Source organism: Phenylobacterium sp. (genome assembly GCF_030697925.1).
In the GTDB taxonomy this organism is placed as follows: domain Bacteria; phylum Pseudomonadota; class Alphaproteobacteria; order Caulobacterales; family Caulobacteraceae; genus Phenylobacterium.
The window spans coordinates 14,793-40,868 of record NZ_JAUYOJ010000152.1 but is presented as its reverse complement, the minus strand read 5'-3'; the positions used below and the strand labels follow the sequence as shown (position 1 = coordinate 40,868).

Annotated in this window: 23 protein-coding genes; 14 read left to right on the top strand and 9 right to left on the bottom strand. The window is 69.5% G+C overall.

Annotation, left to right across the window (positions count from 1 at the left end; genetic code table 11):
* From Q8Q88_RS14585 to rodA, 3 genes are all read left to right on the top strand, one after another.
* Nucleotides 1-630: hypothetical protein (locus Q8Q88_RS14585; RefSeq protein WP_371129866.1), on the top strand; the 630-nt coding region annotated here is incomplete at its 5' end.
* 10 nt (nucleotides 631-640) lie between these two features.
* On the top strand, nucleotides 641-2,629 hold the full coding sequence (mrdA, locus tag Q8Q88_RS14580) for a penicillin-binding protein 2 (RefSeq protein WP_305675912.1): 1,989 nt from the start codon (nucleotides 641-643) through the stop codon (nucleotides 2,627-2,629).
* Entirely contained in the window at nucleotides 2,626-3,780 is a 1,155-nt protein-coding gene (gene rodA / locus Q8Q88_RS14575) for a rod shape-determining protein RodA (protein ID WP_305675911.1), read from the top strand. The genes mrdA and rodA overlap by 4 nt, the downstream gene beginning before the upstream one ends.
* Here the strand turns inward: rodA and pip are convergent.
* Both pip and Q8Q88_RS14565 read right to left on the bottom strand, forming a co-directional pair.
* A complete protein-coding gene (gene pip / locus Q8Q88_RS14570) occupies nucleotides 3,777-4,769 on the bottom strand; it encodes a prolyl aminopeptidase (protein ID WP_305675910.1) in 993 nt (330 codons plus the stop codon). The genes rodA and pip overlap by 4 nt on opposite strands.
* 9 nt (nucleotides 4,770-4,778) lie before the next feature.
* A complete protein-coding gene (locus Q8Q88_RS14565) occupies nucleotides 4,779-5,798 on the bottom strand; it encodes an alpha/beta fold hydrolase (RefSeq protein ID WP_305675909.1) in 1,020 nt (339 codons plus the stop codon).
* Between the two features lie 98 nt (nucleotides 5,799-5,896).
* On the opposite strand from Q8Q88_RS14565, the gene Q8Q88_RS14560 reads away from it, so the two are divergent.
* Nucleotides 5,897-7,102 carry a multidrug effflux MFS transporter gene (locus Q8Q88_RS14560; protein WP_305675908.1) on the top strand — a complete coding sequence of 402 codons (1,206 nt, stop codon included), beginning with the start codon at nucleotides 5,897-5,899 and terminating at the stop codon, nucleotides 7,100-7,102.
* Here Q8Q88_RS14560 and Q8Q88_RS14555 read toward each other — a convergent pair.
* From Q8Q88_RS14555 to Q8Q88_RS14535, 5 genes are all read right to left on the bottom strand, one after another.
* The gene (locus Q8Q88_RS14555) at nucleotides 7,099-7,473 is read right to left on the bottom strand and encodes a DUF423 domain-containing protein (protein ID WP_305675907.1); all 375 of its coding nucleotides are present in this window, start codon (nucleotides 7,471-7,473) and stop codon (nucleotides 7,099-7,101) included. The genes Q8Q88_RS14560 and Q8Q88_RS14555 overlap by 4 nt on opposite strands.
* Nucleotide 7,474: 1 nt before the next feature.
* A complete protein-coding gene (locus Q8Q88_RS14550) occupies nucleotides 7,475-8,905 on the bottom strand; it encodes an amidase (RefSeq protein WP_305675906.1) in 1,431 nt (476 codons plus the stop codon).
* Between the two features lie 6 nt (nucleotides 8,906-8,911).
* Nucleotides 8,912-10,189 carry an aminotransferase class III-fold pyridoxal phosphate-dependent enzyme gene (locus tag Q8Q88_RS14545; protein WP_305675905.1) on the bottom strand — a complete coding sequence of 426 codons (1,278 nt, stop codon included), beginning with the start codon at nucleotides 10,187-10,189 and terminating at the stop codon, nucleotides 8,912-8,914.
* A gap of 92 nt (nucleotides 10,190-10,281) precedes the next feature.
* Nucleotides 10,282-10,797: a DUF1993 family protein gene (locus Q8Q88_RS14540; RefSeq protein WP_305675904.1), complete on the bottom strand. Its 516-nt coding sequence runs from the start codon at nucleotides 10,795-10,797 to the stop codon at nucleotides 10,282-10,284.
* 67 nt (nucleotides 10,798-10,864) lie between these two features.
* On the bottom strand, nucleotides 10,865-11,488 hold the full coding sequence (locus tag Q8Q88_RS14535; protein WP_305675903.1) for an exopolysaccharide biosynthesis protein: 624 nt from the start codon (nucleotides 11,486-11,488) through the stop codon (nucleotides 10,865-10,867).
* Between the two features lie 109 nt (nucleotides 11,489-11,597).
* Here Q8Q88_RS14535 and Q8Q88_RS14530 point away from each other — a divergent pair, with 109 nt between their 5' ends.
* The 3 genes from Q8Q88_RS14530 to Q8Q88_RS14520 all read left to right on the top strand — a co-directional run bounded on the left by Q8Q88_RS14530 (nucleotide 11,598) and on the right by Q8Q88_RS14520 (nucleotide 14,612).
* Complete coding sequence (locus Q8Q88_RS14530) at nucleotides 11,598-12,758, top strand: MFS transporter (protein ID WP_305675902.1); 1,161 nt, start codon at nucleotides 11,598-11,600, stop codon at nucleotides 12,756-12,758.
* 75 nt (nucleotides 12,759-12,833) lie between these two features.
* On the top strand, nucleotides 12,834-13,847 hold the full coding sequence (locus Q8Q88_RS14525; protein WP_305675901.1) for an NAD(P)-dependent alcohol dehydrogenase: 1,014 nt from the start codon (nucleotides 12,834-12,836) through the stop codon (nucleotides 13,845-13,847).
* A 96-nt stretch (nucleotides 13,848-13,943) separates the two neighbouring features.
* Nucleotides 13,944-14,612, top strand: a complete 669-nt coding sequence (locus Q8Q88_RS14520) for a glutathione S-transferase family protein (protein ID WP_305675900.1) — start codon at nucleotides 13,944-13,946, stop codon at nucleotides 14,610-14,612.
* Here Q8Q88_RS14520 and cysN read toward each other — a convergent pair.
* Nucleotides 14,600-16,504 (bottom strand): sulfate adenylyltransferase subunit CysN, encoded by a 1,905-nt coding sequence (gene cysN / locus Q8Q88_RS14515; protein WP_305675899.1) that lies wholly within the window; start codon nucleotides 16,502-16,504, stop codon nucleotides 14,600-14,602. The genes Q8Q88_RS14520 and cysN overlap by 13 nt on opposite strands.
* Entirely contained in the window at nucleotides 16,504-17,433 is a 930-nt protein-coding gene (gene cysD / locus Q8Q88_RS14510) for a sulfate adenylyltransferase subunit CysD (protein ID WP_305675913.1), read from the bottom strand. The genes cysN and cysD overlap by 1 nt, the downstream gene beginning before the upstream one ends.
* Nucleotides 17,434-17,711: 278 nt before the next feature.
* Between cysD and Q8Q88_RS14505 the strand changes: the two genes are divergently transcribed.
* From Q8Q88_RS14505 to Q8Q88_RS14475, 7 genes are all read left to right on the top strand, one after another.
* Nucleotides 17,712-19,202, top strand: coding sequence for an AlkA N-terminal domain-containing protein (locus Q8Q88_RS14505; protein WP_305675898.1), 1,491 nt, complete (start codon nucleotides 17,712-17,714; stop codon nucleotides 19,200-19,202).
* Nucleotides 19,186-19,719, top strand: a complete 534-nt coding sequence (locus Q8Q88_RS14500) for a methylated-DNA--[protein]-cysteine S-methyltransferase (RefSeq protein WP_305675897.1) — start codon at nucleotides 19,186-19,188, stop codon at nucleotides 19,717-19,719. Before Q8Q88_RS14505 ends, Q8Q88_RS14500 begins: the two co-directional genes overlap by 17 nt.
* 131 nt (nucleotides 19,720-19,850) lie before the next feature.
* The gene (locus tag Q8Q88_RS14495) at nucleotides 19,851-20,093 is read left to right on the top strand and encodes a hypothetical protein (protein WP_305675896.1); all 243 of its coding nucleotides are present in this window, start codon (nucleotides 19,851-19,853) and stop codon (nucleotides 20,091-20,093) included.
* 229 nt (nucleotides 20,094-20,322) lie between these two features.
* Nucleotides 20,323-22,824 (top strand): polar localization protein TipN, encoded by a 2,502-nt coding sequence (locus Q8Q88_RS14490; RefSeq protein ID WP_305675895.1) that lies wholly within the window; start codon nucleotides 20,323-20,325, stop codon nucleotides 22,822-22,824.
* Nucleotides 22,821-23,804 carry an N-acetyl-D-Glu racemase DgcA gene (gene dgcA / locus Q8Q88_RS14485; RefSeq protein WP_305675894.1) on the top strand — a complete coding sequence of 328 codons (984 nt, stop codon included), beginning with the start codon at nucleotides 22,821-22,823 and terminating at the stop codon, nucleotides 23,802-23,804. The genes Q8Q88_RS14490 and dgcA overlap by 4 nt, the downstream gene beginning before the upstream one ends.
* Before the next feature lie 60 nt (nucleotides 23,805-23,864).
* A complete protein-coding gene (locus tag Q8Q88_RS14480; RefSeq protein ID WP_305675893.1) occupies nucleotides 23,865-24,293 on the top strand; it encodes a DUF4112 domain-containing protein in 429 nt (142 codons plus the stop codon).
* A gap of 91 nt (nucleotides 24,294-24,384) precedes the next feature.
* Entirely contained in the window at nucleotides 24,385-26,073 is a 1,689-nt protein-coding gene (locus Q8Q88_RS14475; protein ID WP_305675892.1) for a SulP family inorganic anion transporter, read from the top strand.
* The last annotated feature ends 3 nt before the right edge of the window (nucleotides 26,074-26,076 follow it).

Below are 26,076 nucleotides of genomic sequence, written 5' to 3'. Positions count from 1 at the left end.
GCCCAAGGCCGCCGCGCCGAGGCCCGCAGCGCCGCGCCGCGCCGCGCCCGCGACCCCGCCGCCGGCCGCCGCCCCGACGCCCGAGCCCACGCCGCCTCCGCCGGAGGTGCCGTTTTGAGCCTGGCCGGCGCGCGTCCCCTGAACCCGGTGATGTGGCTGGGCCTGCCCATGCTGCAGGCCCTGGCGCTCACGGTGCTGTTCGGCATCCCCTTCCGGGTGTTCGGGCTGCAGCTGCCGGAACCGATCTTCGCGCTTGCCCCGGCCTTCGCCTGGGCGGTGATCCGGCCTTCGATCCTGGCCCCCTTCGGAATCCTGGCCATGGGGCTGTTCCTGGACCTGTTCTGGGGCGGGCCGGTCGGCCTGTGGGCCCTGTCGCTGCTGACCGGGTACGGCGCGGTGCTGGCCGGACGCACCCTGATCGTGGGGCAGAGCCGGTTGATGATGTGGGTCTGGTTCGGCGCCTGCTGCGCCATCACCCAGCTCGCCGCCTACCTGTTCACCATGGCCGACGCCGGGGGCATGGCCAGCATGGTCTCGGTCGGCTGGCAGTTCCTGGCCACTGTAGTCCTCTTTCCGTTCGCCGATCGCCTGATCGACCGGTTCGAGGACGCCGACGTGCGATTCCGCTAGGATCGGACCCATGAGCGAACCGTCGATCTTCTTCTCCGAGGTGAACGAACGGCAGGGGGTCTTCCATCGCCGGACGTTCCTGCTGGGCGGCTTCGCGGGGCTGGGTCTGGCGGCGCTCGGCGGACGGCTCGCCCACCTGCAACTCGTCGAGACCCAGCGTTACGAGAAGCTCTCGGCCTCCAACCAGTTCAACTTCCGCCTGGTGGCCGCGCCGCGCGGCCTGATCGTCGACCGCAACGGCGCGATCCTCGCGTCCAACCGCCCCAACTTCCGGCTGCTGGTCAGCCGCGAGGAGGACCTCGACCCCAAGACGACGCTCAAGACCCTGGCGGCCTTCGTGCCGCTGGACGAGGCGCGTCAGGCGCGCCTGGCCAAGGACATCGCCCGGGCGCCCAAGCGCTCGCCGGTCTCGGTCATGGAAGACATGAGCTGGGAGGAGTTCTCGGCGATCAATGTCCGCGCGCCGGAACTGCCCGGGGTGACCGCCGACATGGGCGAGGTGCGGGTCTATCCGCACGGTGGCGCCTTCGCCCACGTGATCGGTTACGTGGCCAAGGTCAACAAGGAGGACCTAGCGCCCACCGGACCGAACTCCGATCCCATCCTGCTGCATCCGGGCTTCAGGATCGGCCGCCAAGGTGTTGAAAAGGCGTTCGATCTTGACCTGAGGGGCAAGCCTGGAGCCCGCAAGGTGGAGGTGGACGCCAACGGCCGCGAGGTCCGCCAGGACGAGGGCGGCGACATCGCCGCCATTCCCGGCAAGGAGATCCAGCTCACCCTCGACGTCGATGTCCAGAACCGCGCACTGGAGGTGATGGGCGACGAGAGCGGCGCGATCGTCGTCATGGACTGCCGCACCGGCGACTTACTGTGCATGGCCTCTTCGCCCAGCTTCGACGCCAACCGGTTCGTGCGTGGCCTGTCGGGTCCGGAGTACCGGGCGCTCGCCCTCTACGACCGCAAACCGCTGCTCGACAAGGTCATGAACGGCACCTATCCGCCCGGCTCGACTTTCAAGCCGACGGTGGCCCTGGCGGCCCTGGGGGCCGGTATCGATCCCGAGGCGCGGGTGAACTGCTCGGGCGGCTGGTACTATGGCGGGCGCACCTGGCGGTGCTGGAAGCGTGGCGGACATGGTTCGCAGAACATGCACGACGCCATCAAGAACTCCTGCGACGTCTATTTCTACCAGACGGCGCTGAAGATCGGCCCCGACCACATCGCCAAGGCCGCCCATGCCATGGGCTTCGGCCAGACCTTCGACATCGGCGTTCCGGGTAACCAGAAGAAGGGCGTGGTCGGATCCACCGAGTGGAAGCGCAAGGCGGTGAAGCGCGAACCGGTCTGGCAGCCGGGCGACTCCGTCAGCTACGGGATCGGCCAAGGCTATGTGGCGGTGAACGCCCTGCAGCTGGCGGTGATGACCGCGCGCCTGGCCAACAGCAAGAAGGCGCTCAATCCGCGGCTCATCAAGTCGGTGGGCGGGGTGGAGATGCCCCGCGGCGACGCCGCGATCGATCTGCCGTTCGCCGCCGAGCACCTGAAATATGTCCGCGGCGGCATGGAGGCCGTGGCCAACGACACGAGTGGCACCGCCTTCCGCCAGAGCCAGCTGGGCCTCGGCGACATAAAGATGGCGGGCAAGACCGGGACGGCCCAGGTCCGCAGCTTCGACAAACTGGCCTCGCGCAGCAGTGTCGGCGTGACCTGGAAGCTCAAGGACCACAACCTGTTCATCGCCTTCGCGCCATATGACGATCCGCGCTACGCCCTGTCGGTGATCATCGAGCACGGTGGAATGGGCGGCGCCACCGCCGCCGCGCCCCGCGCCCGCGAGGTGATGCGCGTGGCCTTGCTGAAGGACCCCGAACTACGGGCCCGGATCGAGAAGCCGCTGCCCCTGCCCGAGGTCCCCGAAAGCGTGATCATGGAGGGCGCGGCGCCCGAAGCCCCGATTGTCACCCCACCACCTCCGGCCCCGCCGGGAGAGCCCACATGACCGTCAGCGCCCTGACCCGGCCCGGCGAACGTGACCGGGCCATCGTCAAGTTCAGCGAGATCGACTGGCTGTTCGCCCTCGCGCTCTGCCTGATCGCCGGGACCGGCGCCCTGATGATGTTCTCCATCGCCGGGTCGTCCTGGGAGCCGTGGGCCGGCAACCACCTGATCCGCTTCGGCCTGTGCTTCCTGGCGATGGTCATGCTGGCCATGGTGGACCTGCGGGTCTGGTCGGCCCTGGCCTATCCCATCTATGGCGTAGGACTGCTGCTGCTGGTGGCCGTCGAGGCGGTTGGCGACGTGCGGATGGGCGCCCAGCGGTGGCTGGCGCTCGGCCCGTTCAGTTTCCAGCCGTCGGAGGTGATGAAGCTGGGCATCGTGCTGGCGCTCGCCCGATTCTATCACGGCATGTCGGCCGACAGCGCCCGGCTCTCCTGGTGGCTGCTGATCCCGCTGGCGATGATCGCCGCGCCCGTGGTGCTGGTGGCCCACCAGCCCGACCTCGGCACAGCCATGCTGATCGCCATGACCGGGCTCTCCATGGTCGTCCTGGCGGGGTTGTCCTGGAAGGTGATCGCCGCGGGCGTGATCAGCGTGGTCGCCGCTGTGCCGCCGATGGTGATGTTCGTGCTGCACGACTATCAGCGCAAGCGGGTGCTGACCTTCCTCGATCCCGAGAGCGACCCTTCGGGCTCCGGCTATCACATCATGCAGTCGAAGATCGCGCTCGGTTCGGGCGGCTTCTTCGGCAAGGGCTACGGCCTGGGTTCGCAGAGCCAGCTCAACTTCCTGCCCGAGAAGCAGACCGATTTCATCTTCGCCACCCTGGCCGAGGAGTTCGGATTCCTGGGCTGCATCTCGGTGCTGTTCCTCTACGGGGCGGTGATCTTCATGGCCCTGCGCATCGCCTCCATCTCCCACTCCCACTTCGGGCGGCTGGCGGCGGCCGGCACGACGGCCACCTTCGCACTCTATGTGCTGATCAACGGCGCCATGGTGATGGGCCTGGCGCCGGTGGTGGGCGTGCCGATGCCGATGCTGTCCTATGGCGGCACGGTCATGGTGACGGTGATGATCGGCTTCGGCCTGGTCCAGGCCGTGCGCGTGCACCGCTATTCCGAGGTCACCAGCGGCAGCGGCGCGCTGCTCTAGACCCGCAGCGCTTGGTCCGTCGCCCGGACCAGGCCGTCGACGATGCCGGGCTCGGTCGAGGCGTGGCCGGCGTCCCAGACGATGTCGAACCGCGCCTCCGGCCAGGCGCTCTTGAGCGCCCAGGCGCTTTCCATCGGCGTGACCACATCGAAGCGTCCCTGAACGATCCAGCCAGGGATATTCCGTATCTTTTCGATGTTCTTCAGGATCCAGCCGTCCCCATCGAAGAAGCCGTGGTTGGCGAAGAAGTGGCACTCGATCCGGGCGAAGGCGATGGCGAAGTCGATCTCGTTGAACTTCGAGGGCCGAGCCTCCGGTCCACGGATGGAGATGGTGTCGCCCTCCCACTGGCTCCAGGCGGCGGCGGCCTCGGCCTGGACGGCGCGGTCGGTGGAGGTCAGGCGGCGGTGATAGGCGCCCATTAGGTCGCCGCGCTCGGCGGCCGGGATCGGGGCGGTGAAGCGGGCCCAGGCGTCGGGGAACAGGATCGAGGCGCCATCCTGGTAGAACCACTTCAGCTCGCGCGCGGTGAGCAGGAAGATGCCGCGCAGGACCAGGCCGTCGACCCGCTCGGGATGGGTGATGGCGTAGGCCAGGGCGAGGGTGGAGCCCCAGGAGCCGCCGAACACGGTCCATTTCTCGACGCCCAGATGGACGCGCAGGCGCTCGATGTCCTCGATCAGCGACCAGGTGGTGTTGTCGTCCAGGCTGGCGTTGGGGCGCGACTTGCCGCAGCCGCGCTGGTCGAATAGCGCCATGCGCCATTTCGACGGATCGAAGAACCGCCGCATGGTCGGGTTGATCGCTCCGCCCGGGCCGCCGTGCAGGATGACGCAGGGCTTACCGTCGGGGGTTCCGCACTCCTCGTAGAAGATCTCGTGCGGGCCGCCGGTGGCCAGCCAGCCCTGGGCGTAGGGCTCATTCTCCCGGAAGAGACCCCGCCTGTGCGCGGACGACGAGACGACGGGCGAGGGCGTGTTGCGTTCCATGCCCCCTGTTTACTGCGGGAAGCGGCGATCCATCCAGTCCAGGATGAGGCGATTGACCTCGTCCGGCTTCTCCTGCTGCGTCCAGTGGCCGGATTCCCTGACCAGGACCTTTTCCAGGTCGCCGATCACCTCCTCCATGCCGTCGGCCATCGCGGGGGAGAGCACCACGTCCTTCTCGGCCATGATCATCAGGCAGGGGATGCCGTCGACTCGAGTCGGGAGGGTCGCCGACTTCTCCCAGTTGCGGGTGAAGTTGCGGTACCAGTTGATCGCGCCGGTGAAGCCGGTGCGTTCGAAGGACTCCACGAAGGCCGCCAGTTCGTCGGGGCTGAGCAGCTGGTGGGCTGTGTCGGACTTGTCCCAGGCCTTGAGCGCGTCGCCGAACGCGAAGGTCGGGGTTTCGGGCGTCGGCTGCCCGGAGAGGGTCAGGCCGGATCCTGCCCCGTCGCCGATCGCGGCCTCCACGGCCGCCGGGGTGCGCATGAAGAAACGCATGGTCTTGTCGACGTCGGCGCCAAGCGCCGCGTCGGCCACGCCCGGCTTCTGGAACCAGACGATGTACATGTCCTCCCCGAACATCATCCGCATGCCGGCGATGGGATCCATGGGCGGGCGGCGCATGAAGGGGGTGTTGAGCCCGACGATCCCGGCGACCCGGTCGGGATGCATCAGGGGCATGGCCCAGACCACGATGCCGCCCCAGTCGTGGCCGACGAATACCGCCTTCTCGACCCCCAGGTGGTCCAGCAGACCCACGAGATCGCCGGTCAGGTGCTCCATATCGTAGTCCGTGATCGCCTCCGGCGCCGAGGTCAGGCCATAGCCGCGCTGGTCGGGGGCGATGGCCCAGCGGCCGGCGGCCTCGCAGGCCTTGAGCTGGTGGCGCCAGGAGAAGGCCACTTCCGGGAAGCCGTGGCAGAAGACGATGGGCACGCCTTTTCCTCGCGGCCCCACCTCGTAATAGGCCATGTCGACGCCGTTGACGGCGGCATGCTGGACGGGGGGCATCTGGCGGGCGAGGGCGGACATGGGCGGCTCCCTGACGGTTCTCGGGCAGACTGGCAGGCTTCCTCGCGCGGAAGGCAAGCGCCGCTTGGCTGTGACGAGAACCGCGCTAGAAGGACGCCATGACCGACCCGCGCCCCGCCGAAGAACCCACGCCCTGGGGGCTGGTGATCCTGCTGGGAGCGCTGACCGCCTTCGCGCCGATGTCCATCGACATGTACTTGCCCAGCCTGCCGGCCATCGGCGTTGCGCTGGGCGCCAGCGCGTCGCAGACCCAGGCGACGGTGGCCGCCTTCTTCGCCGGCATGGCTATCGGCCAGTTCATCTATGGCCCGGCGTCCGACCGTTTTGGCCGGCGCGCCCCAATCATGGTGGGCATCGCGATCTTCATCGCCGCCTCGATCGTCTGCGCGCTCGCGACCTCGCCGGAGATGCTGATCGTCGCGCGGTTCGTCCAGGCCCTGGGCGGCTGCGCCGGCGGGGTGGTGTCGCGCGCCATCGTCCGCGACCAGTTCAACCACACCGAGACGGCCCGGATGCTGTCGCTGATGATGCTGATCATGGGCCTGGCGCCGATCCTCGCCCCGCTGCTGGGCGGGGTGCTGCTGGCGCTCGGCGGCTGGCGGTGGAATTTCTGGGTGCTGGCCCTGTTCGGCCTGGCCTGCGCCGCCGCCGCCTTCTTCCGGTTGAAGGAGTCCCGCTCGGATGAGACCGCGGCCCAGGCCGCTTCGGAGAATCCCCTCCAGGCCTATCTCGCCCTGCTGCGTCAGCCGCGGCTGGTGGGATACGTCCTGGCCGGCAGCCTGAACGGCGCCACCCTGTTCACCTACATCTCGGCCTCGCCGGAACTGCTGATGGTGACCTACGGCATCTCGCCCTCGGCCTTCGGCTGGGTGTTCGGTCTCAACGCCGCGGCGGTGATCGGGGCCAGCCAGGTCAATCGCTACGTCCTGCGGCGCTGGACGCCGGACGAGGTGCTGGCGCGGGCTAGCGTGGTCGCCGTCGCCGCGGCCCTGGCCCTCGCCGCCGCGGTGCTCACCGGCTTCGGCGAGCGCTGGAGCGTGCTGCCGCTGCTGTTCGTGCTGCTGGGCAGCTACGGCTTCATGCAGGGAAACACCGTGGCCGGGGCGCTCAATGTCGATCCGAAGCGGGCCGGATCGATCTCGGCCCTGACCGGCGGGGCCTCGTTCGGGGTCGGCGCCCTGGCCGCGAGCCTGGCGGGCGCCTTGCACGACGGGACGCCGCGGCCGATGGCCCTGGTGATGCTGGCGGCCCTGGTGGGATCGGCGCTGACGCTGCGGTTCCTGGCGCTGCCGAAGCGGGCCTAGGCTCGGTCCACGTCCCGGGCGGCCCAGGCCAAGGTCGCCCAGCCGATCAGGAACAGCAGGCCTCCGATGGGCGTCACCGCGCCCAGCCAGCGCGGCCCGCCCAGGGCCATCACGTAGAGCGAGCCTGAGAACACCACCATGCCGGCGAGGAAGAAGGCCGGAGCGCGCCGGGCCTCCTTCGCACCGATGTTCATGAAGGTGGCGCAGGCGAAGGTGGCCATGGTGTGCATGAAGCCATAGGTCGAGCCGGTGCGCAGCCACTCCTGGGCCTTGGGATCGGAGACCCCGTGGGCGGCGAAAGCCCCGATGGCGACGGCGACGAACCCGCCGACCGCGGCCAGCGTCATCCAGGTGCGGCGGGTCCAGATCATCTCAGCCCCATACCTGGGGCCGGCGATCCTTCCAAGGCGCTTCCTTCTCCAGTTGGGCGGCGAGGCGAAAGAGGGTCGCCTCGTCTGCGAAACGGGCAGTGAACATCATGCCAATGGGCAATCCGTTGGCGGACATCTCGAGCGGCAGGGACATGGACGGCTGGCCCGAAAAGTTGAACGGCGGGGTGTAGGGGAAGGCCGCGCCCTGGCGGCGGTTCACCTCGCGCGGCTCCAGGTTCACCGGATCGATGTGGCCGACCTCGGGAACGGTCGTGCCCAGGACGGGGCAGAGATAGACGTCCCAGTCCTCGAAGAAGGCCAGGGTCTTGCGGTTCAGCACCCGCAGGTCCTGCCAGCCGCGCCAGGCCTGTTCCCCAGTCACCTTGCGCCCGCCCTTCAGCGAGGCCCAGGTCAGGGGCTCCAGCTCGTCGGGCTCGGGCTCGCGGCCGATCTGCTCGATCAGCCGCGCCATGTCGGCGGCGAAATTGGCGCCCGAGACCGGTCCGCGCGCGGCGTAGAGGGCGCGGTAGTCGATGCCGAGGCCCTTCTCCACCACCTCGTGGCCCAGGCGCTTCAGCAGGTCGGCGGTGCGTTCGAGGGCGGCCTGGATCTCCGGGTCGATGGGCCGACCCGAGGCGGTCTCGGACGACCAGGCGATGCGCAGCTTGCCGGGGCTTCGCTCGACCTCCTGGACATAGGGCCGCTCCTTGGGCGGGGCGGCGAAGGGGGCGTCGGCTCGGGGCGTGCCGGTGGCGTCCAGCATGGCGGCGCTGTCGCGCACGGTGCGGGTCACCACATGGTCGACGGTGAAGCCCATGGCGTAGGCGGTGTCGTCCGGACCGTTGGGATTGCGGTCGCGGGTGACCTTCAGGCCCACGAGGCCGCAGCAGGCCGCGGGGATGCGGATCGAGCCCAGGCCGTCGCTGGCGTGGGCCAAAGGCACAATGCCGGCGGCCACCGACGAGGCCGCGCCGCCCGAGGATCCGCCCGAGATGTGATTGGGGTTCCAGGGATTGCGGCAGGCGCCGAGGTGGGCGCCCTCGGTCGTGCCGGTGATGCCGTATTCCGGGGTGTTGGTCTTGCCCAGCGGCACGACCCCGGCGGCCCGATAGCGCGCCGTGAGGTCGCCATCGTCCGTGTCCACCACACTGGCGGCGAACTTGCTGCCATAGCTGCGCGGCCAGCCGGCCACCGGCATGCCCAGGTCCTTGATCAGGAACGGCACGCCCCGGAACGGCCCGTCCGGCAGGGGGCCTTTCGCCACGTCGCGGGCCTCGTCATAGGCCTTGTAGACCACGGCGTTGAGCGTCGGGTTGTGGCGCTCGATCCGCTCGATGGCGGCGTCGACGAGCTCCAGCGGCGTCACATCGCCCTTGGCCACCAGGGCGGCGAGCGAGAGCCCGTCGTGTTCGGAATAGTCGCTGATCGGCATGTCGCTCTACCTCTGGCCGGCGGAAAGGAATGCGAGCTTCTCGACGGGCGCCAGGCCCGCCGCCTCGCGTTTCAGCACCGCGAAGGCGCCCTCGGCGGCCTCCAGGGCCTGGTCGATGTCGGCCTCTGTCATCGCCGCGCAGAGGAACATGTTGTGCCAGGGATGCATGTAGACCCCGCGCGCCAGCATCTGGCTGACGAAGCAGAAGCCTTTCCGCAGGTCCGGGTCGTCGTCGAACAGGTAGAGCGGCATCTGGGTCGGACCCGAGCAGCGCAGGCCAAAGCCCGCGGCGGCGGCGCGTTCGACCAGGCCGCTGGCCAGCCGGTCGCCGAGGGCCTCAATGCGCTCCAGATAGTCGGTGTCGCGGACCAGGCGCAAGGTCTCCAGCGCCGCGGCCATGGGGGCGGCCTGGAACCAGAAGGAGCCGGTGACATAGATCGAGGCCGCGGCCGTGCGGGCCTTCTCCGAGCCGAGCAGGGCCGAGATCGGGTGGCCGTTGGCGATGCACTTGCCCCAGGTGGAGAGGTCGGGCTCGATTCCTAGCAGCGACCAGGAGCAGTCCCGCGCCATGCGCAGTCCCGCGCGGACGTCGTCGACGATCAGCAGGGCGCCGGTCTGGTCGCACAGCTCCCGCGCGCGCCGGGCATAGGCCGGATCCGGCGCGGCCTGGTCGATGAAGGCGTCGTGCTTGAAGGGGGCGGCGAAGATGGCGGCCAGGTCGTCGCCGGCCCGGGCCACGGCGTCCTCGAGGCTGGCCACGTCGTTGTAGTCGCAGAACAGCTGGTGGGCGCGGTCGCTGTCCACCGTCCCGGCGGGCCTGGGCGTGCACCAGGGCGCGGCCCCGTGATAGGCGCCACGGGCCCGGATGATGGTCTTGCGCCGGGTGTGGGCGCGGGCGGTGACCAGGGCCATCGAGGTGGCGTCGGTGCCGTTCTTGCAGAACATGGCCCAGGACGCGTGGGTGACCATGGCGGTCAGCTCCTCGGCCAGCCGTACCATCAGCTCGGTGGGGCCGGTGAGGGTGTCGCCCAGGCTGAGCTGGCGGACATAGGCCGCGTCGATCTCGGGATTGGCGTAGCCGAACAGGTTCGGCCCATAGGCGCACATCAGGTCCAGATAGCGATTGCCGTCGACGTCCCAGATGTGGGCGCCCTCGGCCTTGGCGAAGAACTGCGGATAGTCGTCGGGCAGCAGGCCCACGGCCTGGTGGCCGTACATGCCGCCGGGGATCACCGCGCGGGCGCGTTCCCGCAGGGCTCGGTCACGGCTGTTGGTGCGGTCCATCGCAGTCTCCCTCCGCCCACACATTGTCGAGCGAACGAGACCTTACCCCGACCCCGCGCCTCGGCAACCATGAGGCGCGGGATAGGAGCACATCAGACCGGCTGGGCGCCGGCCAGGAAGTCCATCTTGCCTAGCGGCACGCCCTGATTGCGCAGGACGCCGTAGGCGGTCGTGACGTGGAACAGGAAGTTGGGCAGCGAAAAGCGCAACAGGAAATCGGTCGCCGTGAAGGTCATGGTCCGGCCGGGGGATTTCAGTTCGATGGTGCGGTCCTCGCCGCCGTCGATCTGCTCGCGCTTGATGGTTTCCAGGAAAGTGATGGTCTTGGCGACCCGCTCCTTGAGCTGCGGATAGCTCGTTTCCTCATCTCGGAAGCTGGGCGGGGTGATGGCCGCCAAGCGGGCGCCGCCACCCTTGGCCGCGTCGCTGGCGAGCTGGATCTGGCCGATCAGCGAATGCATGTCGGGCGCCAGCCGAGCCTCGGCGAGGGTTGAGAGAGCAACGCCGTTGGCTTCGGCGTGGGCCTGCGCCTTGTCGAGCATGGCCGACAGGTTGCGCAGCATGTGCAGGTAGCCGGGGATCGAGGCGTCGTAGAGGGACAGGGACAAGGCGTTCTCCAGTGGCAGAGGTTGTGCAGGCCACATAGGGGCTCGCGACCTCCGCCGCCACGCTCGCCTAGAACATCCCGACCAGGGTGGTGAAGAAGGCGATCACCGCGGCCAGGATCGCCTTGGAGAAGATCCACAGCACCGCGATCGAGATGATCGCGAAGATCCAGCCGATGATCGCCGCCAGGCCGTCGCGCTCGGCCCCGCCGATGGCGAAGGCGGCGATGGCGAATGAGGGCAGCATGTTGCCAAACGGGATCGGCAGGAAGACGATCAGCGACAGCCCGAAGCAGAGAAGTCCCACCAGCCGGTCGCCGACGGGATTGTACATGAAGGTCAGCCGGGGCCGCAGACCGCGCTCGATCCGCGCCAGATAGGGCGCCATCTTGGCGGCGAGCGCGCGGAAGTCGGTCATGCTCATCTCCCGCTCCAGCAGCGCCTTGGGCAGCCACAGGGTGCGGCGGCCCAGCATCCACTGGGCGGTGATGAAGATCAGCGGCGCGCCGAGCACGGCCGAGACCCCGGGGGGCATGGGCAGGACCAGAGGGGCGGCGAAGATGAACATCAGGGCGCCGAAGGCCCGGTCCCCGAAGGTCTCCACCACGTGGGCGACCTTGATCTTGCGCGCCGAACGCTTGCCGACCTCCTCGAGGAGTTCGGAAACGCGCGCGGCTCTGGAGGGTTCGGACATCGCAGCTTGGCGCTAGCACGCGTCGAGGGCGTTGCGGAAGACAATGCGCGCGAGTCTTTGGAGATGTCGCAAGAATGGCGCAGACGACTCGCGGTAGCTCACGTGCGACATGAACCAGCCCGTGCGCCTTGGTCTGTTCTACGCCGCCCTGTTCGTCGGCACCGGGGCAAGTTCGCCCTATATCCCGGTATGGTTCGCCAGCCGTGGCCTGTCGGGGGCGGAGATCGGGCTGATCCTCTCGGCGCCCATGCTGGCGCGCGCGGTGACCGCGCCGGCCATGGCCATGTGGGCCGACAGCTTCAAGCTGCGGCGTACGCCCCTGATCCTGATGGCCCTGGCCTCGGCGGGCGCCTACGGCCTGCTGGCCGCGCCGTTCGGCTTCGCCTGGTGGTTCGGCGTCTGGTTCTTCGCCTCCAGCGTGTTCGCCACCGTCGCGCCGCTGACCGATGTCATCGCCTTCGCCCGAGCGCGGCTGGACGGGTTCAATTTCGGCTGGCCGCGTGGGATCGGCTCGGTGGCCTTCGTCATCGCAAACATCGTGGTGGGCGCGCTGCTCGTCCGGTTCTCGCCTGAGCTGGTGGTGGTCTGGATCACCGCGGCGGCGATGCTGGCGGCGCTGGGCGCCCGTGCGCTGTTGCCGCCCGATCCCGTGCGCGAGGGCGGGGCTGTGAGCCGGCTCTCCGAGCGGTTCGCGGGCCTCAAGGATCTGCTGCGCGACAGCGACTTCATGCTGGCGGTGATCTCGGCGGGCCTGATCCAGTCGGCCCACGCCTTCTACTATTCGTTCTCCACGCTCGCCTGGAAACAGCAGGCCATCCCCGAGAGCCTGACGGGGATCTTGTGGGGGGTGGCGGTGACGGCCGAAGTCGCCTTCCTCTGGTTCCTGGAGCCGTGGCGCCGCCGCGTGGGACCGCGACACCTGCTGGTCATGGGGGGCGTCGCGGCGCTGGCGCGGTGGACGATCCTGTCGCTGTCGCCCCCGCTCTGGCTGGTGTTCCCGCTGCAGGCCCTGCACGTCTTCACCTACGCGGCGACCTTCCTGGCCTCGCTGCAGATCGTGGAGCGGCTGTCGAGCCCGGCCAACGCCTCCGCCGCCCAGACGATCAATTCGGCCCTGTCCGGCGGCCTGCTGATGGGGGCGGCCACCATCGGCTCAGGCTGGCTGTTCGACGCGGTCGGGGCCAAGGGCTATCTCGCCATGGCCGTCATGTCGGGCCTGGGCCTGATCGGCGCCCTGCGGCTCTACGGCGTTCGGCGACTGGACGCCTGAGCTTACGCGGGGACAGTCTTGCGGGCGCCGGCGAAGGCGCGACTATGACCCAGCGAACATGCTGGGAGACGAACCATGCGGGCCTTGCAAGCCGCCGCGCCGTGGGGCGCGGACAATCTGAAGGTCGCCGAGCTGCCCGATCCGACGCCAGGGGCGGGCCAGGTCCTGGTCCGTATGAAGACGGTGTCGCTGAACTTCCGTGACCTGCTGATGATCAACGGCATGTACGGCCGCGGATCCACCGACACGAAGGACGTGATCACGCCCTTCTCCGACGGCTGCGGGATCGTCGAGGCGATCGGTCCCGGGGTGAACCGGGTTGCGGTCGGAGACCGGGTGGCCAGCCTGTTCTTCCAGAACTGGACCTCGGGGCGTCCGACGCTGGAAAAGCTGTCGTCGGCCCTGGGCTTTCCGATCCCCGGAGCGGGCCGCGAACTGGCGGTATTCAGCCAGGAGGGGGTCTCCAAGGTTCCCGACTTCCTGACGGACCAGCAGGTGGCGACCCTACCATGCGCGGCCCTGACCGCCTGGCGCGGGCTCTTCGAGGACGCCGATCTGGAGCCGGGCGACACGGTGGTGCTGCAGGGGACGGGCGGGGTGTCGATCTTCGGCCTGCAGTTCGCCAAGGCGGCCGGCTACCGGACGATCATCACCTCGTCCTCCGACGAGAAGCTCGAGCGGGCGCGGGCGCTCGGCGCCGACCACCTGATCAACTACAAGACCACGCCGGAATGGGGCCGGGCGGTCCGCGAGATCGCGCCCGACGGCGCCGATTTCATCATGGAGGTCGGCGGCGGCGGCACCATCCAACAGAGCCTGCGCGCCGTCCGCATCGGCGGCCACATCGCTGTCATCGGTGTTGTCGCCGGGGCGGGGGACATCAATCCCGCCGTCCTTATCGGCAATTCGGCGAGGCTGCAGGGCCTGTCGGTCGGCTCGCGCGAGATGTTCGAGGCCATGTGCCGGGCGATCGAGCTGCACCGCATCTCGCCCGTGGTGGACAAGGTCTTTCCCTGGACCGAGGCGAAGACGGCCTTCGCGGCCATGGCCGCCGGCGAGCACTTCGGCAAGATCGTGTTGGAGTTCTGACCGGCCGCGCCAGACGGTTTAGTTGTTGCTACAGTGATCTTGCCTGCGAGCGCGGGGGGCGTTAGTGAAGTCGTCCCTTAAGCAAAGGAGCGTGACATGACCCTTCGCCTGCACCAGCACCCGTTCGCCTCGTACTGCCAAAAGGCGATCATGGCCTTCTACGAGAACGAGACGCCGTTCGAGGCGGTCCCCGTCGACCTGGGCGACGAGGCCGGGCGGGCGGCGTTCTACGCCCTGTGGCCGATGGGCAAGATGCCGGTCCTGGAGGACACGGCGCGGGGCGTCGTCCTGCCCGAGGCCAGCATCGTCATCGAGCACCTGGACACCTTCTATCCAGGCAAGGTCAGGCTGCTGCCGGAGGATCCGGCCCTGCGGCTGCGCGCGCGGCTGCTCGACCGGCTGTTCGACAACTATGTTCAGGACCCTCTGCAGCGGATCGTCGGCGACCGGCTGAGGCCGGAGGGCGCGAAGGACCCGGCCGGCGTCGTCCTGTGGCGCGGCATGCTGCGCACCGCATACGGCGTCCTCGACGACCAGATCGGCGAGGGCCCCTGGGCACTGGGCGGGGTGTTCAGCTTCGCCGACTGCGCGGCCGCGCCGGCGCTGTTCTATGCGGACGCCCTGGAGCCCATCGCCCAGACCCACCCGCGGCTGGCGGCCTACTACAAGCGCCTGCGCGCCCGCCCGTCGTTCGCGCGCGTGGTCGAGGAGGCGCGGCCGTTCCGGGGGTTCTTCCCCGGCCCGGAGCTGGCTCAGATCGAGTAGTCGAGTTCGCCCTCCAGCCAGGCGACGATGCGCTCGGCCGCCTCGGTCGGCGACATGGCGGTGGTGTCGACCACGATCTCCGGGTGCTCCGGGGCTTCATAGGGACTGTCGATGCCGGTGAAGTTCTTCAGCTCCCCCGCGCGGGCCTTCTTGTAGAGGCCCTTGACGTCGCGCTGCTCGGCGACCTCCAGCGGGGTGTTCACATAGACCTCGACGAAGTCGCCCTCGGCCTGCAGCTCCCGCGCCATGCGCCGCTCGGCGCGGAAGGGCGAGATGAACGAGACCAGCACGATCAGGCCGGCGTCGACCATCAGTTTGGACACTTCGGCCACCCGGCGGATGTTCTCCACCCGATCCTCGTCGGTGAAGCCCAGGTCCTTGTTCAGGCCATGGCGGACATTGTCGCCGTCCAGCAGGGAGGTGTGGCGGCCGTTGGCGTGCAGGCGCTTCTCGACCAGGTTGGCGATGGTCGATTTGCCCGAGCCCGAGAGGCCGGTCAGCCAGACTACGCGCCCGCGCTGGCCCTTCTGCGCCGCGCGGGAGGTCTTGTCGACGTCGAGCGCCTGCCAGTGGATGTTCTGGCTGCGGCGCAGGGCGAAATGCAGCATGCCCGCCCCGACCGTGCGGTTGGAGATCCGGTCGATCAGGATGAAGCCGCCCAGATCGTGGTTGTCGGCATAGGCGTCGAAGGCGATGGGGGCGTCGAGGGAGAGGTTGCAGACCCCGATCTCGTTGAGCTCCAGCCGCTTGGCGGCCAGGTGCTCAAGGGTGTTCACATTGACCTTGTACTTGGGCTCCGTGATCTGGGCGGCGACCGTACGGGCGCCCAGCTTCATGAGATAGGGACGGCCCGGCAGCATGGCCTCATCGTCCATCCAGACCACCGTGGCCTCGAACTGGTCGGCGACCGGCGGCGGCGAGGCGGTGGCGGCGATGACGTCGCCGCGGGAGATGTCGATCTCGTCGGTGAGGGTGAGCGTCACCGACTGGCCGGCTACCGCCTCGGGCAGATCGCCGTCCTTGGTGACGATGCGGTCGATGAGGCTCTCGCGACCGGAGGGCAGGGCCTTGATCTTGTCGCCCGGCCGGATGACGCCGGCCGAGACGAAGCCCGAGAAGCCGCGGAAGTCGAGATTGGGCCGGTTGACCCATTGGACCGGCATGCGGAAGGGCTTCCCCCGCTGGTCGTCCTCGACGGGCAGGCTCTCCAGCAGTGGCAGCAGGGCCGGGCCATCGTACCAGGGGGCGGCGTCGCTCTGGGCGGTGATGTTGTCGCCCTTCAGCGCCGACATGGGGATGGCGGTGAAGTCCTTGATGCCGATCTGGGCCGCGAACGCCCGATACTCGGCCAGGATCGTGTCGTAGGTCTCCTGGCTCCAGCCGACCAGGTCCATCTTGTTGATCGCCAGGACCACGTGGCGGATGCCGAGCAGGCTGACGAGATAGGAGTGGCGCCGCGTCTGGGTCAGCACCCCGCGGCGCGCATCGATCAGGATGACGGCGGCGTCGGCGGTCGAGGCGCCGGTGACCATGTTGCGGGTGTACTGTTCGTGGCCGGGGGTGTCGGCGACGATGAACTTGCGCTTGTCGGTGGAGAAGAACCGGTAGGCGACGTCAATGGTGATGCCTTGCTCGCGCTCGGCGGCCAGGCCGTCGACCAGCAGGGCGAAATCGATCTCGCCGCCCTGGGTGCCGACCTTCTTGCTGTCGGCTTCCAGAGCCGCGAGCTGGTCCTCGAAGATCATCTTGGAGTCGTAGAGGAGGCGGCCGATCAGGGTCGACTTGCCGTCGTCCACCGAGCCGCAAGTGAGGAAGCGCAGCAGGCTCTTGTGCTGGTGGGCCAGCAGATAGGCCTCGATGTCGGCGGCGATGAGATCGGACTGGTGAGCCATCAGAAATAGCCCTCCTGCTTCTTCTTCTCCATGGAGGCCGCCTGGTCGTGGTCGATCATGCGGCCCTGGCGCTCGCTTGTGGTGGTGAGCAGCATCTCCTGGATGATCTCGGGCAGGGTGGCCGCCGTGCTCTCGACGGCGCCGGTGAGCGGGTAGCAGCCCAGGGTGCGGAACCGCACCGACTTCATCGCCGGGGTCTCGTCGGGACGCAGGGGCATGCGCTCGTCATCGACCATGATCAGGGCGCCGTCGCGCTCCACCACCGGCCGGACTTCGGAGAAGTAGAGCGGCACGATGGGGATGTTCTCCAGGTGGATGTATTGCCAGATGTCCAGCTCGGTCCAGTTGGAGATCGGGAACACCCGGACGCTCTCGCCGGGGTTCTTGCGGGCGTTGTAGAGCTTCCACAGTTCCGGCCGCTGGTTCTTGGGATCCCAGCGGTGCTGGGCCGAGCGGAACGAGAAGATGCGTTCCTTGGCGCGGGACTTCTCCTCATCGCGCCGTGCGCCGCCGAAGGCCGCGTCGAAGCCGTACTTGTCGAGCGCCTGCTTCAGGCCCTCGGTCTTCCAGATGTCGGTGTGCAGCGCGCTGCCGTGGTCGAACGGGTTGATGTTCCGCTCGACGGCCTCGGGGTTCTTGTGGACCAGCAGCTCGAAGCCCAGCTCCTTGGCCATGCGCTCGCGCATCTCGTACATGGCCCGGAACTTCCAGGTCGTGTCCACGTGCAGCAGGGGAAAAGGCGGCTTGGAGGGATAGAAGGCTTTGGCCGCCAGATGCAGCATCACGGCCGAGTCCTTGCCGATGGAATAGAGCATCACCGGGCGTTCGGCCTCAGCCGCCACCTCGCGCATGATGTGGATGCTCTCGGCCTCCAGGCGCTGGAGATGGGTCAGGGTCTCGGTGGAGATCGCCGGCGCCTGCGCCTGCATCAGGGCTGAACCTTGCACATGAACCTCGGGCGGATATCCGCCGCTAATCGCGAAACGTCCGCGCGCCACCTGGCGCTCGGATTGGCCCTGGCGGTGGATTAGGGGACCCGACCCACCGTGACGATAGAGATTTACTGACAGCGTCCCAAGGAAATTGCTGCGGAGCGGTCACGTGGCCCGCGACCACGGTGATGTCCGAAAACCGCGAAACCTCGGCGGGCAATGTCCGAAAACCGCGAGACTTTCGTGTCCGCCGACCCCATCTTCCCGGCATGGATATGGATGACGACGCCTGCTACCGCGCCTTTCAGACCCGCGACGCCCGGTTCGACGGACGGATCTTCTGCGGCGTGAAGACCACGGGGATTTACTGCCGGCCGATCTGCCCGGCGCGGACCCCCAAGCGCGAGAACATGACCTTCCACCGCTCGGCCGCGGCGGCCCAGGAGGCGGGGTTCCGACCCTGCCTGCGCTGTCGGCCCGAGACCTCGCCCGACCTGGGATCGTGGCGCGGAACTTCCAACACCGTCTCGCGGGCCCTGGCCTTGATCGAGGCCGGGGCGATGGACATCGGCGACGTCGACGCCCTGGCCGGGCGGCTGGGGGTAGGCGAGCGTCAGCTTCGCCGGCTGTTCCAGCAGCATGTGGGCGCCTCGCCCGTGGCGGTGGCCCAGACACGGCGGGTGCTGCTGGCCAAGCAGCTGCTGCACGAGACCCGCCTGCCCATGGCCGAGGTGGCCCTGGCCGCTGGCTTCGGCAGCGTGCGGCGGTTCAACGAGACCTTCCAGCAGCTCTTCCGACGTCCGCCCGGCGCCCTGCGGCGGCTGGGCGGGGCCGAGATCGCCGCGGGCGAGGGAGGGGCCGCGACGATCAAGCTGCCCTATCGCGCGCCATATGACTGGCAAGCCATGCTGGCCTTCCTCACCGCCCGGGCCATTCCCGGGGTCGAGGTGGTCGCCAATGGACGCTACGCCCGCACGCTGACTGTGGGAGATGCGCGCGGAGTGGTCATGGTCGAGCCCGGCGAGGGGGCCTATTTGAAGGTCACACTGCGGTTCCCGAAGGTCCAGGCTTGGCCCACCATCATCGCCAAGGTGCGCCGGGTGTTCGACTTGGCCGCCGACCCGGCGATCATCGAGGCGCATCTCTCCGAGGATCCCGACCTAGCGCCGCTGGTGGCGGCGCGGCCGGGCCTGCGGGCCCCGGGCGCGTGGGACGGGTTCGAGTTGTCGGTCCGCGCGGTGCTGGGCCAACAGATCACGGTCCATGCGGCGCGCCAGTTGGCGGGCAAGATCTCCGCGGCCTATGGCGAGCCCTTGCTGGATGAGGCGGCCAACCAGATGGGCCTCACACAGTTCTTCCCGACGCCGGAATGCCTGGCCACGGTGGATGTCGAGACCCTGGCCATGCCGCGCGCCCGCGGTCGGGCCCTGGTGGGTCTGGCGGCGGCCGCCGCGGCCGACCCGGACCTGTTCGGAACCCGCCGTAGCCTGGACGAGGCCGTGGCGGCCTTGCGCGCCTTGCCGGGCATCGGCGAATGGACGGCTCAGTACATCGCCATGCGCGCCCTGCGCGAACCCGACGCCTTCCCCAGCGCCGACATCGGCCTGATGCGGGCGCTGGAGACCCCCGACGGCGTGCGGCCAACCCCGGCCGAACTGCTCATCCGGGCCGAGCGCTGGCGACCCTGGCGGGCCTATGCGGCTTCGCATCTCTGGGCGGCCGATCCTAAGAATCCCTCGGAGACCAAGCATGCCCAAGCCGCCTGAATCCCTGTTCCTCGATCGTATCGACACCCCGGTCGGGGTCGGGCTGGTGGTGTTCGACGCCGATGGCGCGCTGCGCGTCTTCGACTGGGTCAGCCATGAGGCGCGGATGCACCTGCTGCTGCGCCGGCAGAACGGCCCGGTGACCCTGACGGACCGCGCCGCGCCCAAGGCGATCACCGAGGCTTTCGCGGCCTATTTCGGCGGCGACCTGGGCGAGATCGACCGACTGGTCTGCCGCACGGGCGGCACGGTGTTTCAGAAGAGCGTTTGGGCCGCCCTGCGCGCGATTCCGGCCGGCGAGACCGTGAGCTACAAGATCCTGGCCGAGCGGATCGGCAGGCCGGCCGCCGTCCGGGCGGTGGGCCTGGCCAATGGGGCCAACCCGATCGGGATCGTCGTGCCCTGCCATCGGGTTATCGGCAGCGACGGCAGCCTGACGGGCTATGGTGGCGGTGTCGAGCGCAAGCGCTGGCTGTTGGGACACGAGGGCGCCGCCTTCCGCGATCTCGCCGCCTGAGGAGCGGCGAGGCGCCAAGGTCACATGACCGAAATTTCATGTTACCCCGGATCGTCCAACGGCGGCGCTTATCGTATAACGCCGCTCGCCGGAATCGTGTCGGACGACCGGGGAGAGCTCCGATGCAGACCTTGACCGAGATCGTCGCTGCCGTGGTGGTGCATTCCTCCGCCGTCGCCTATGCGCATTTCGGAGTTCCGCTCGAGGCTCACCAGGTCGAGAAGCCCGTGCCCGCAGAGCGGACGATCGCGCGCACCACCGCGCCGAAGCCGGCCGCCAAGGCCTCGGTGAAGCTCACCGCAAAACCCGCGAAGACCGCGACGGGCGCTATCAAGGACTGCCCCGAACAACGCGCCATGGTGATCAAGACCTAGGCCCGCGGCGTTCCGCGACAATCCGACCCTTCCGCCAAGATTCCCACCGATGCCGCTTTGCGCCGACGAGGTTCGCCGGTAATCCTTTCGTCGAGGCGCGAACTCGGGGTGACGCGCAGTGTGGGAAGGCCGCCGAAGTCGGACCATGAAGATTAAAAAGCGGCACCAACCTGTTGATTTTCAAACACTAGATGACGAGGCTCCGGCCCCGTCCAGAGCCTTCGCCGAAATGCCTGAACTGGACATCTCCGCCGAGGAGGAGCTGTTCGCCATGCCGCCCCTGCCGCCGACTCGGGACCCCGAGCCGCAGGCCGCCGCGCCGCTGTCGCCGATTCCGCCGCAGGCCGAGGTCGCCGTCGCCTCGCCGCAGACCTTGGCGCGTCGACCGCAGGCGCCCGAGGCCGCGGCGACCGACGCGCCGTCGGGCTGGCCGATCTACCTGGCCGCCTTCGTGGTCTCGGTGCTGTGGGCCGCGGCGCCCATCGCCTTCGCCTGGGGCTATCGGCGCGCGGTCGCGCCCTTCGACTATGACCCCTTCGCCCTGACCGTCTTCGCCCTGATGGCGGTTGGCCCGGCCCTGTTCGTCTGGCTGGCCGCCTACATGGTCCGCCAGGGTCAGAAGTTGAGCGCCGAGACCCACCGCGCCAAGCAGCTGGCCGACGAGATGGTGACGCCGGTCCTGGCCGCCGGCGCCCAGACCTATGACGTCGTGACCAATATCCGCGAGGAGATCGCCCGGGCCGGCGTGGCCGCGCACGAGGCGCGCGAGACCCTCGTGGCCCTGCGCGACGCCCTGGCTGTGGAGACCGAGCATCTGGTGGTGGCCGCCGCCAACTCCGCCCGCACCGCGGCCGAGCTCGCCGAGATCCTGGGCCGTGAGCGCGACGAGATGGGCGGCCTGTCCAAGACCCTCGACGCCCAGGCCACCGCGGTCTCCGACACTATCACCCAGCAGGCGCGCATGGTGGCCGAGGCCTCCGACCTGGCCGAGACCCAGCTACGCGAGGCCGAGGCGGCGCTCGCCGCCCGCGCCGCCGACCTGGCCGCCGCCGCGGGCGAGACTAGCGACGCCGCACGGACCGCCGCCGAGGATCTCACTCGCCACATCGCGCGCCTGGAGACCGCGGGCCTGGGTGTGGCCGAGCAGATCAGCGCCGTGGAGACCGGGCTCACCGAACAGCGGGCCGGCCTGGTCACCGCGGCGCACGCCCTGCGCGGCGACCAGGAAACCTTCGCGGTCCAGGCCGAGGGCCACGCCGCGCAACTGGCGGAATTCATCAGCCAGGCGCGGCTGTCGACCGTGGAGATGGGCGACCGGGCGGTGAAGGGCGGCGAGAGCCTCCGCCAGATGATCACCGAGGCGGCGGAGCAGTTTCGAGAGCTGGCCGAGCAGGCCAGGGCCGAGCGCGACGAATTCGGCCAGTCGACCCTGCATGCCATGGAGGCGGTCTCCCAAGCCGCGGCCGCCGAGCGCGCGCGGCTGGAGGAGCAGACCCGGGTGACCATCGAGGCCCTGGGTCGCGCCGCCGAGGAGACCCGTCAGGCCGCCGAGCGCCACGCCGAAACCGCCCGCAACCAGGTGGACCAGCTATCTGAGGCCGCCTTCACCGCGGGCCAGCAGGCCAACAAGGTGTTCGAGACCCGGCTGGCCGAGGCCCGCGCCCTGATCGAACAGTCGACCCAGATGGTGGAACAGGCCGGTGCGGCGACTGCCGGTAAGCTGGAGGAGGGCGCCAGAACCGCTCGCGCCACGCTGGACGAGCTCGCCGCCATGCTGGTGGAGGTGGAGGCCCGCGCGGCCCAGATGCCGGCCACGGCGCGCGGCCAGGCCGAGCAGGTCCGCAAGGCGGTGGCCGAGAGCATCGACGACATGATGGACCACGCTCGGCGCACGGCCGACGAGACCCAGGCCATCGACGAGGTGTTCCAGGAGCGCGTCCGGCGGAATTACGAGATGCTGAGCGAAGCCGTCCGGATGATGGGCGCGGTGGCCAGCACCAGCGCCATGCCTCCGCCGGTCGCGACCCTGCGCGAACGGCTCGCGCGCCCCGAACCCAAGGCCGCGCCGGCTCCCGTGCCGGAACCGGAGCCGGTCGCGGTCGCCCCGCCCGTGACCGAACCCGCGCCCGTGGTGGAAGTGGTCGCGGAGGCGGAGCCCGACCTGGAATTGACCGAGCCGGTGAAGGCGGCGGACACCCAGGCCAGCCTGCGTCAACGCCTGCGCCTCACCCCAACCGCCACCGACTCGGAGTTCAGCCAGGTCTTCGGACAGGCCGGCGGGCGGACCGGGGACGGCCAGGGCGGCGATGGCTGGACCTGGAAGGACCTGCTCTCGGCCATCGATGAGCAAGATGTCGAGACGCCCCAGCAGCATGCGCCGCTCGAGGACATCCTGGCCGGCGAGATCGGGGCCATGGGCATCGATCCTGCGGCCCTGCTGCCGCGCAGCCGCGTCGACGAACTGGCCGCCGCCATCCAGGCCCGCGACCTGGACGGCGCCCGCGAGGTCGTACGCCGCCTGGCGCCGGCCGCCACCCGCCGCCTGGCGCGGCGACTGGCCACCGACGAGGCTTTGAAGGGCCAGGTGGTGACCTATCTGGCGCGCTACCATGGCTTGCTCGACGACGCGGCGAGCCGTGACCATGAGGGCTTCCAGGTGGCGAGCCTGCTCAGTTCCGAGGCTGGCCGGACCTATCTGCTGTTCGACGCCGCGGTCGGCGACCTGGCTTGAGGCGACGGCTCAGCCTTCGCGACGAGCGTTGGCCGACCCGCGACGCCTTCGTCATCGCCCGTGGGGCGAAGACCGAGGCCCATGTGCTGCTGGCGCAGATCGAGCAGGATGGCGTCGTGGGCCGCGGCGAGGCGGTGCCCTATGCCCGTTACGGCGAGACCATGGCCGGCGAACTGGCCAGCGCGGAGACCCTGCGCGACGCCATGGAGCGAGGCGCGAGTCGGCAGGACCTGCAGGATCTCGCGCCGGCCGGCGCCGCGCGCAACGCCCTGGACTGCGCTCTATGGGACCTGGAGGCCAAGCTGACGGGGACGCCCGCCTGGGCGCTGGCGGGGCTCCGGGGGCTGGAGCCGGTCACGACGTGCTTCACCCTCAGCCTGGACGAGCCCGCCGCCATGGCCGCGGCGGCGCGGGCGGCGGCTCACCGGCCGTTGCTGAAGCTGAAGATCGGCGGCGCGGGGGACTTCGACCGGGTCGCGGCGGTCCGCGAGGCCGCGCCTGCGAGCCGGCTGGTGGTCGACGCCAACGAGGCGCTGGGGTTCGAGGATCTGCGGCGGCTTGCGCCGGAGCTGGCGAAACTGGGGGTCGAGCTGATCGAGCAGCCCCTGCAGGCCGGCGAGGACGCGGCGCTGGAAGGCTACGACTGCCCGGTCCTGCTGTGCGCCGACGAGAGCCTGCACACCCGCGCCGAGCTGGCCGACTGCGCGCGGCGCTACGGGGCGGTGAACATCAAGCTCGACAAGTGCGGCGGCCTGACCGAGGCCCTGGCCTTGGCGGCCGGGGCCCGCGCCATGGGCCTGCAGGTGATGGCTGGCTGCATGGTCGCCACCTCGCTCGCCATGGCGCCCGCCATGATCCTGGCCCAGGGCGCCGAGGTGGTGGACCTGGACGGTCCCTTGCTGCTAGCCCGCGACCGGGAGCCGGGACTGGTGTTCACCGGTTCGGAAATCGCCCCGCCCTCGCGGGACCTCTGGGGGTAGCGTCGGACGGCGTCCCAGGCGCAAGGTGGAGCCTCACGCGGAGCTCGGCGTTCTCGCACCATGGAAGTCTCCAAGGACAGGGCTCATCGAGCCTGGCGGCACGCCGAACGCATCAAACGCCTCTCCGACCGGCTGGTGAGCGTCGGGCCGATCGGCGTCGGCCTGGACGGCGTCCTGGCCTGGGTTCCCGTGGCGGGGACGGTCTATAGCCTCGGCGCCGGGGCGCTGCTGATCGCGGAGGGGATCGCGGTCGGCGCCAAGCCCGTCACCCTTGCCCGGATGGCCGCATATATCGCGCTCGACTCGGCCAGCTCCGTGCCGCCGGTGGTGGGCTGGATCGTCGACACCCTGTTCCCCGGTCACCTGATGGCGGCCAACGCGTTGCAAAAGGACATCGAGGCCCGCCACGGGCCGTCCGAGTTGGCTGAAGACTGGCGGCGGGGGACGAAGGGGCGGCGCGGCTGGCGGGCGCTCTCGCCGAAGCTCTAGTTTTCAGGCGTCACGATTTGCGGCAGGTCAAGGCCCGTTGACCCGCCACGGCGATGCTTGCCTACTGGCTGGCGACACTCAGGAGACAGGGATGGCCGATATCGCGGCGTCGCGCGGAGCGAAGCTGTTCACCCCGAAACTGGCGGACATGCTGCGCGAGGGCTATAGCGGCGCCCAACTGCGGGCCGACGCCATCGCCGGCCTGACCGTGGCCATCGTGGCCCTGCCTCTGTCCATGGCCATCGCCATCGCTTCGGGCGTGTCGCCGGATCGCGGGCTCTATACCGCCATCGTCGGCGGGTTCCTGGTGTCGGCGCTGGGAGGAAGCCGGTTCCAGATCGGCGGTCCGGCCGGGGCGTTCATCGTGCTGATCGCCGCCACCGTGCACCAGCATGGGGTCGAAGGCCTGGTCCTAGCGACCTTCCTCTCCGGGCTGATGATCGCCACCGTCGGCGCACTGAGGCTGGGCGCCTTCATCCAATACATCCCCTATCCCGTGACGGTGGGCTTCACCGCCGGCATCGCGGTGATCATCCTGGCCAGCCAGATCAAGGACCTGCTGGGTCTGCGCCTGGGCGGACCCGAGCCCGGGCCCTTGCCGGACAAGCTTGGCGCGCTGGCCCAGGCCCTGCCAACGGTCAGCCTGCCGGCGGTCCTGGTCGCTGGCGGGGTCATCGCCACGATCCTGGCGGCTCGGCGCTGGCGGCCCCATTGGCCCGGCATGTTGATCGCGGTGACGCTTGCGGCGGCGGGCGCGGCGCTGTTGGGCCTTTCGGTCGAGACCATCGCCACGCGGTTCGGCGGCATCCCCCGGGGGCTGCCGCTTCCGGGCCTGCCGGAGATCACCCTGGCAAAGGTCCAGGCGGTGCTGCCAGCGGCGTTGTCCTTCACCCTGCTGGGCTCCATCGAGAGCCTGCTCTCGGCGGTGGTCGCCGACAGCATGACAGGACGGCGGCACCGTTCCAACATGGAGCTGGTGGCGCAGGGCGTGGCCAATGTCGGGGCCTCGATGTTCGGCGGCATCCCGGTCACGGGAACCATCGCGCGGACCGCAACCAATGTGCGCTCAGGCGCGGCCGGACCGATCTCGGGCATCCTGCACGCTCTCTACCTGCTGGTCTTCATGATCGTCGCCGCGCCGCTGGCCGGCTACATCCCGCTCGCCGCCCTGGCCGGCGTACTGGTGGTGGTGGCCTGGACCATGGCGGAGAAGCACGAGTTCGTGGGCCTGCTGCGGGCGTCGCGGGGCGACGCCGCGGTGCTGCTTATCACCTTCTTCCTGACCATCTTCCGCGACCTCACGACCGGCATCGTGGCCGGGTTCTCGGTGGGCGCGCTGCTGTTCCTGCATCGGCTGGCGACGGCGGTCGAGGTGGGGCGGGCGGCCTCGCAGGGGCGCGATGAGGACGACGGCTATGACACCGCCCTGACCCACGACCCCGACGTGGCGCTGATCCGGATCTCCGGCGCCTTCTTCTTCGGGGCCGCGGCGGCGGTGGGCACGGCTCTGGACGAGATCGGAGAGCAACCCAAGGCGTATGTGCTGGACCTGACCGACGCGCCGATCCTGGACTCGACGGCCGCCGCGGCGGTGGCCAACTTCGCCCGGCGGGCCAAGGGGCGAGGCGCCTTCGTCTACCTGGCTGGCGCCCGCAAGGCGGTTGTGCGGACCCTGCTGGCCAACGGGGTGCGACCGCCTTTGGCGCGGTTCAAGGCCGAGGTGGCCCAGGCGGTGGTTTCCGCGCGGCGATCCATCGCAGAGGGACGGCTGGTCGCCTGAGGA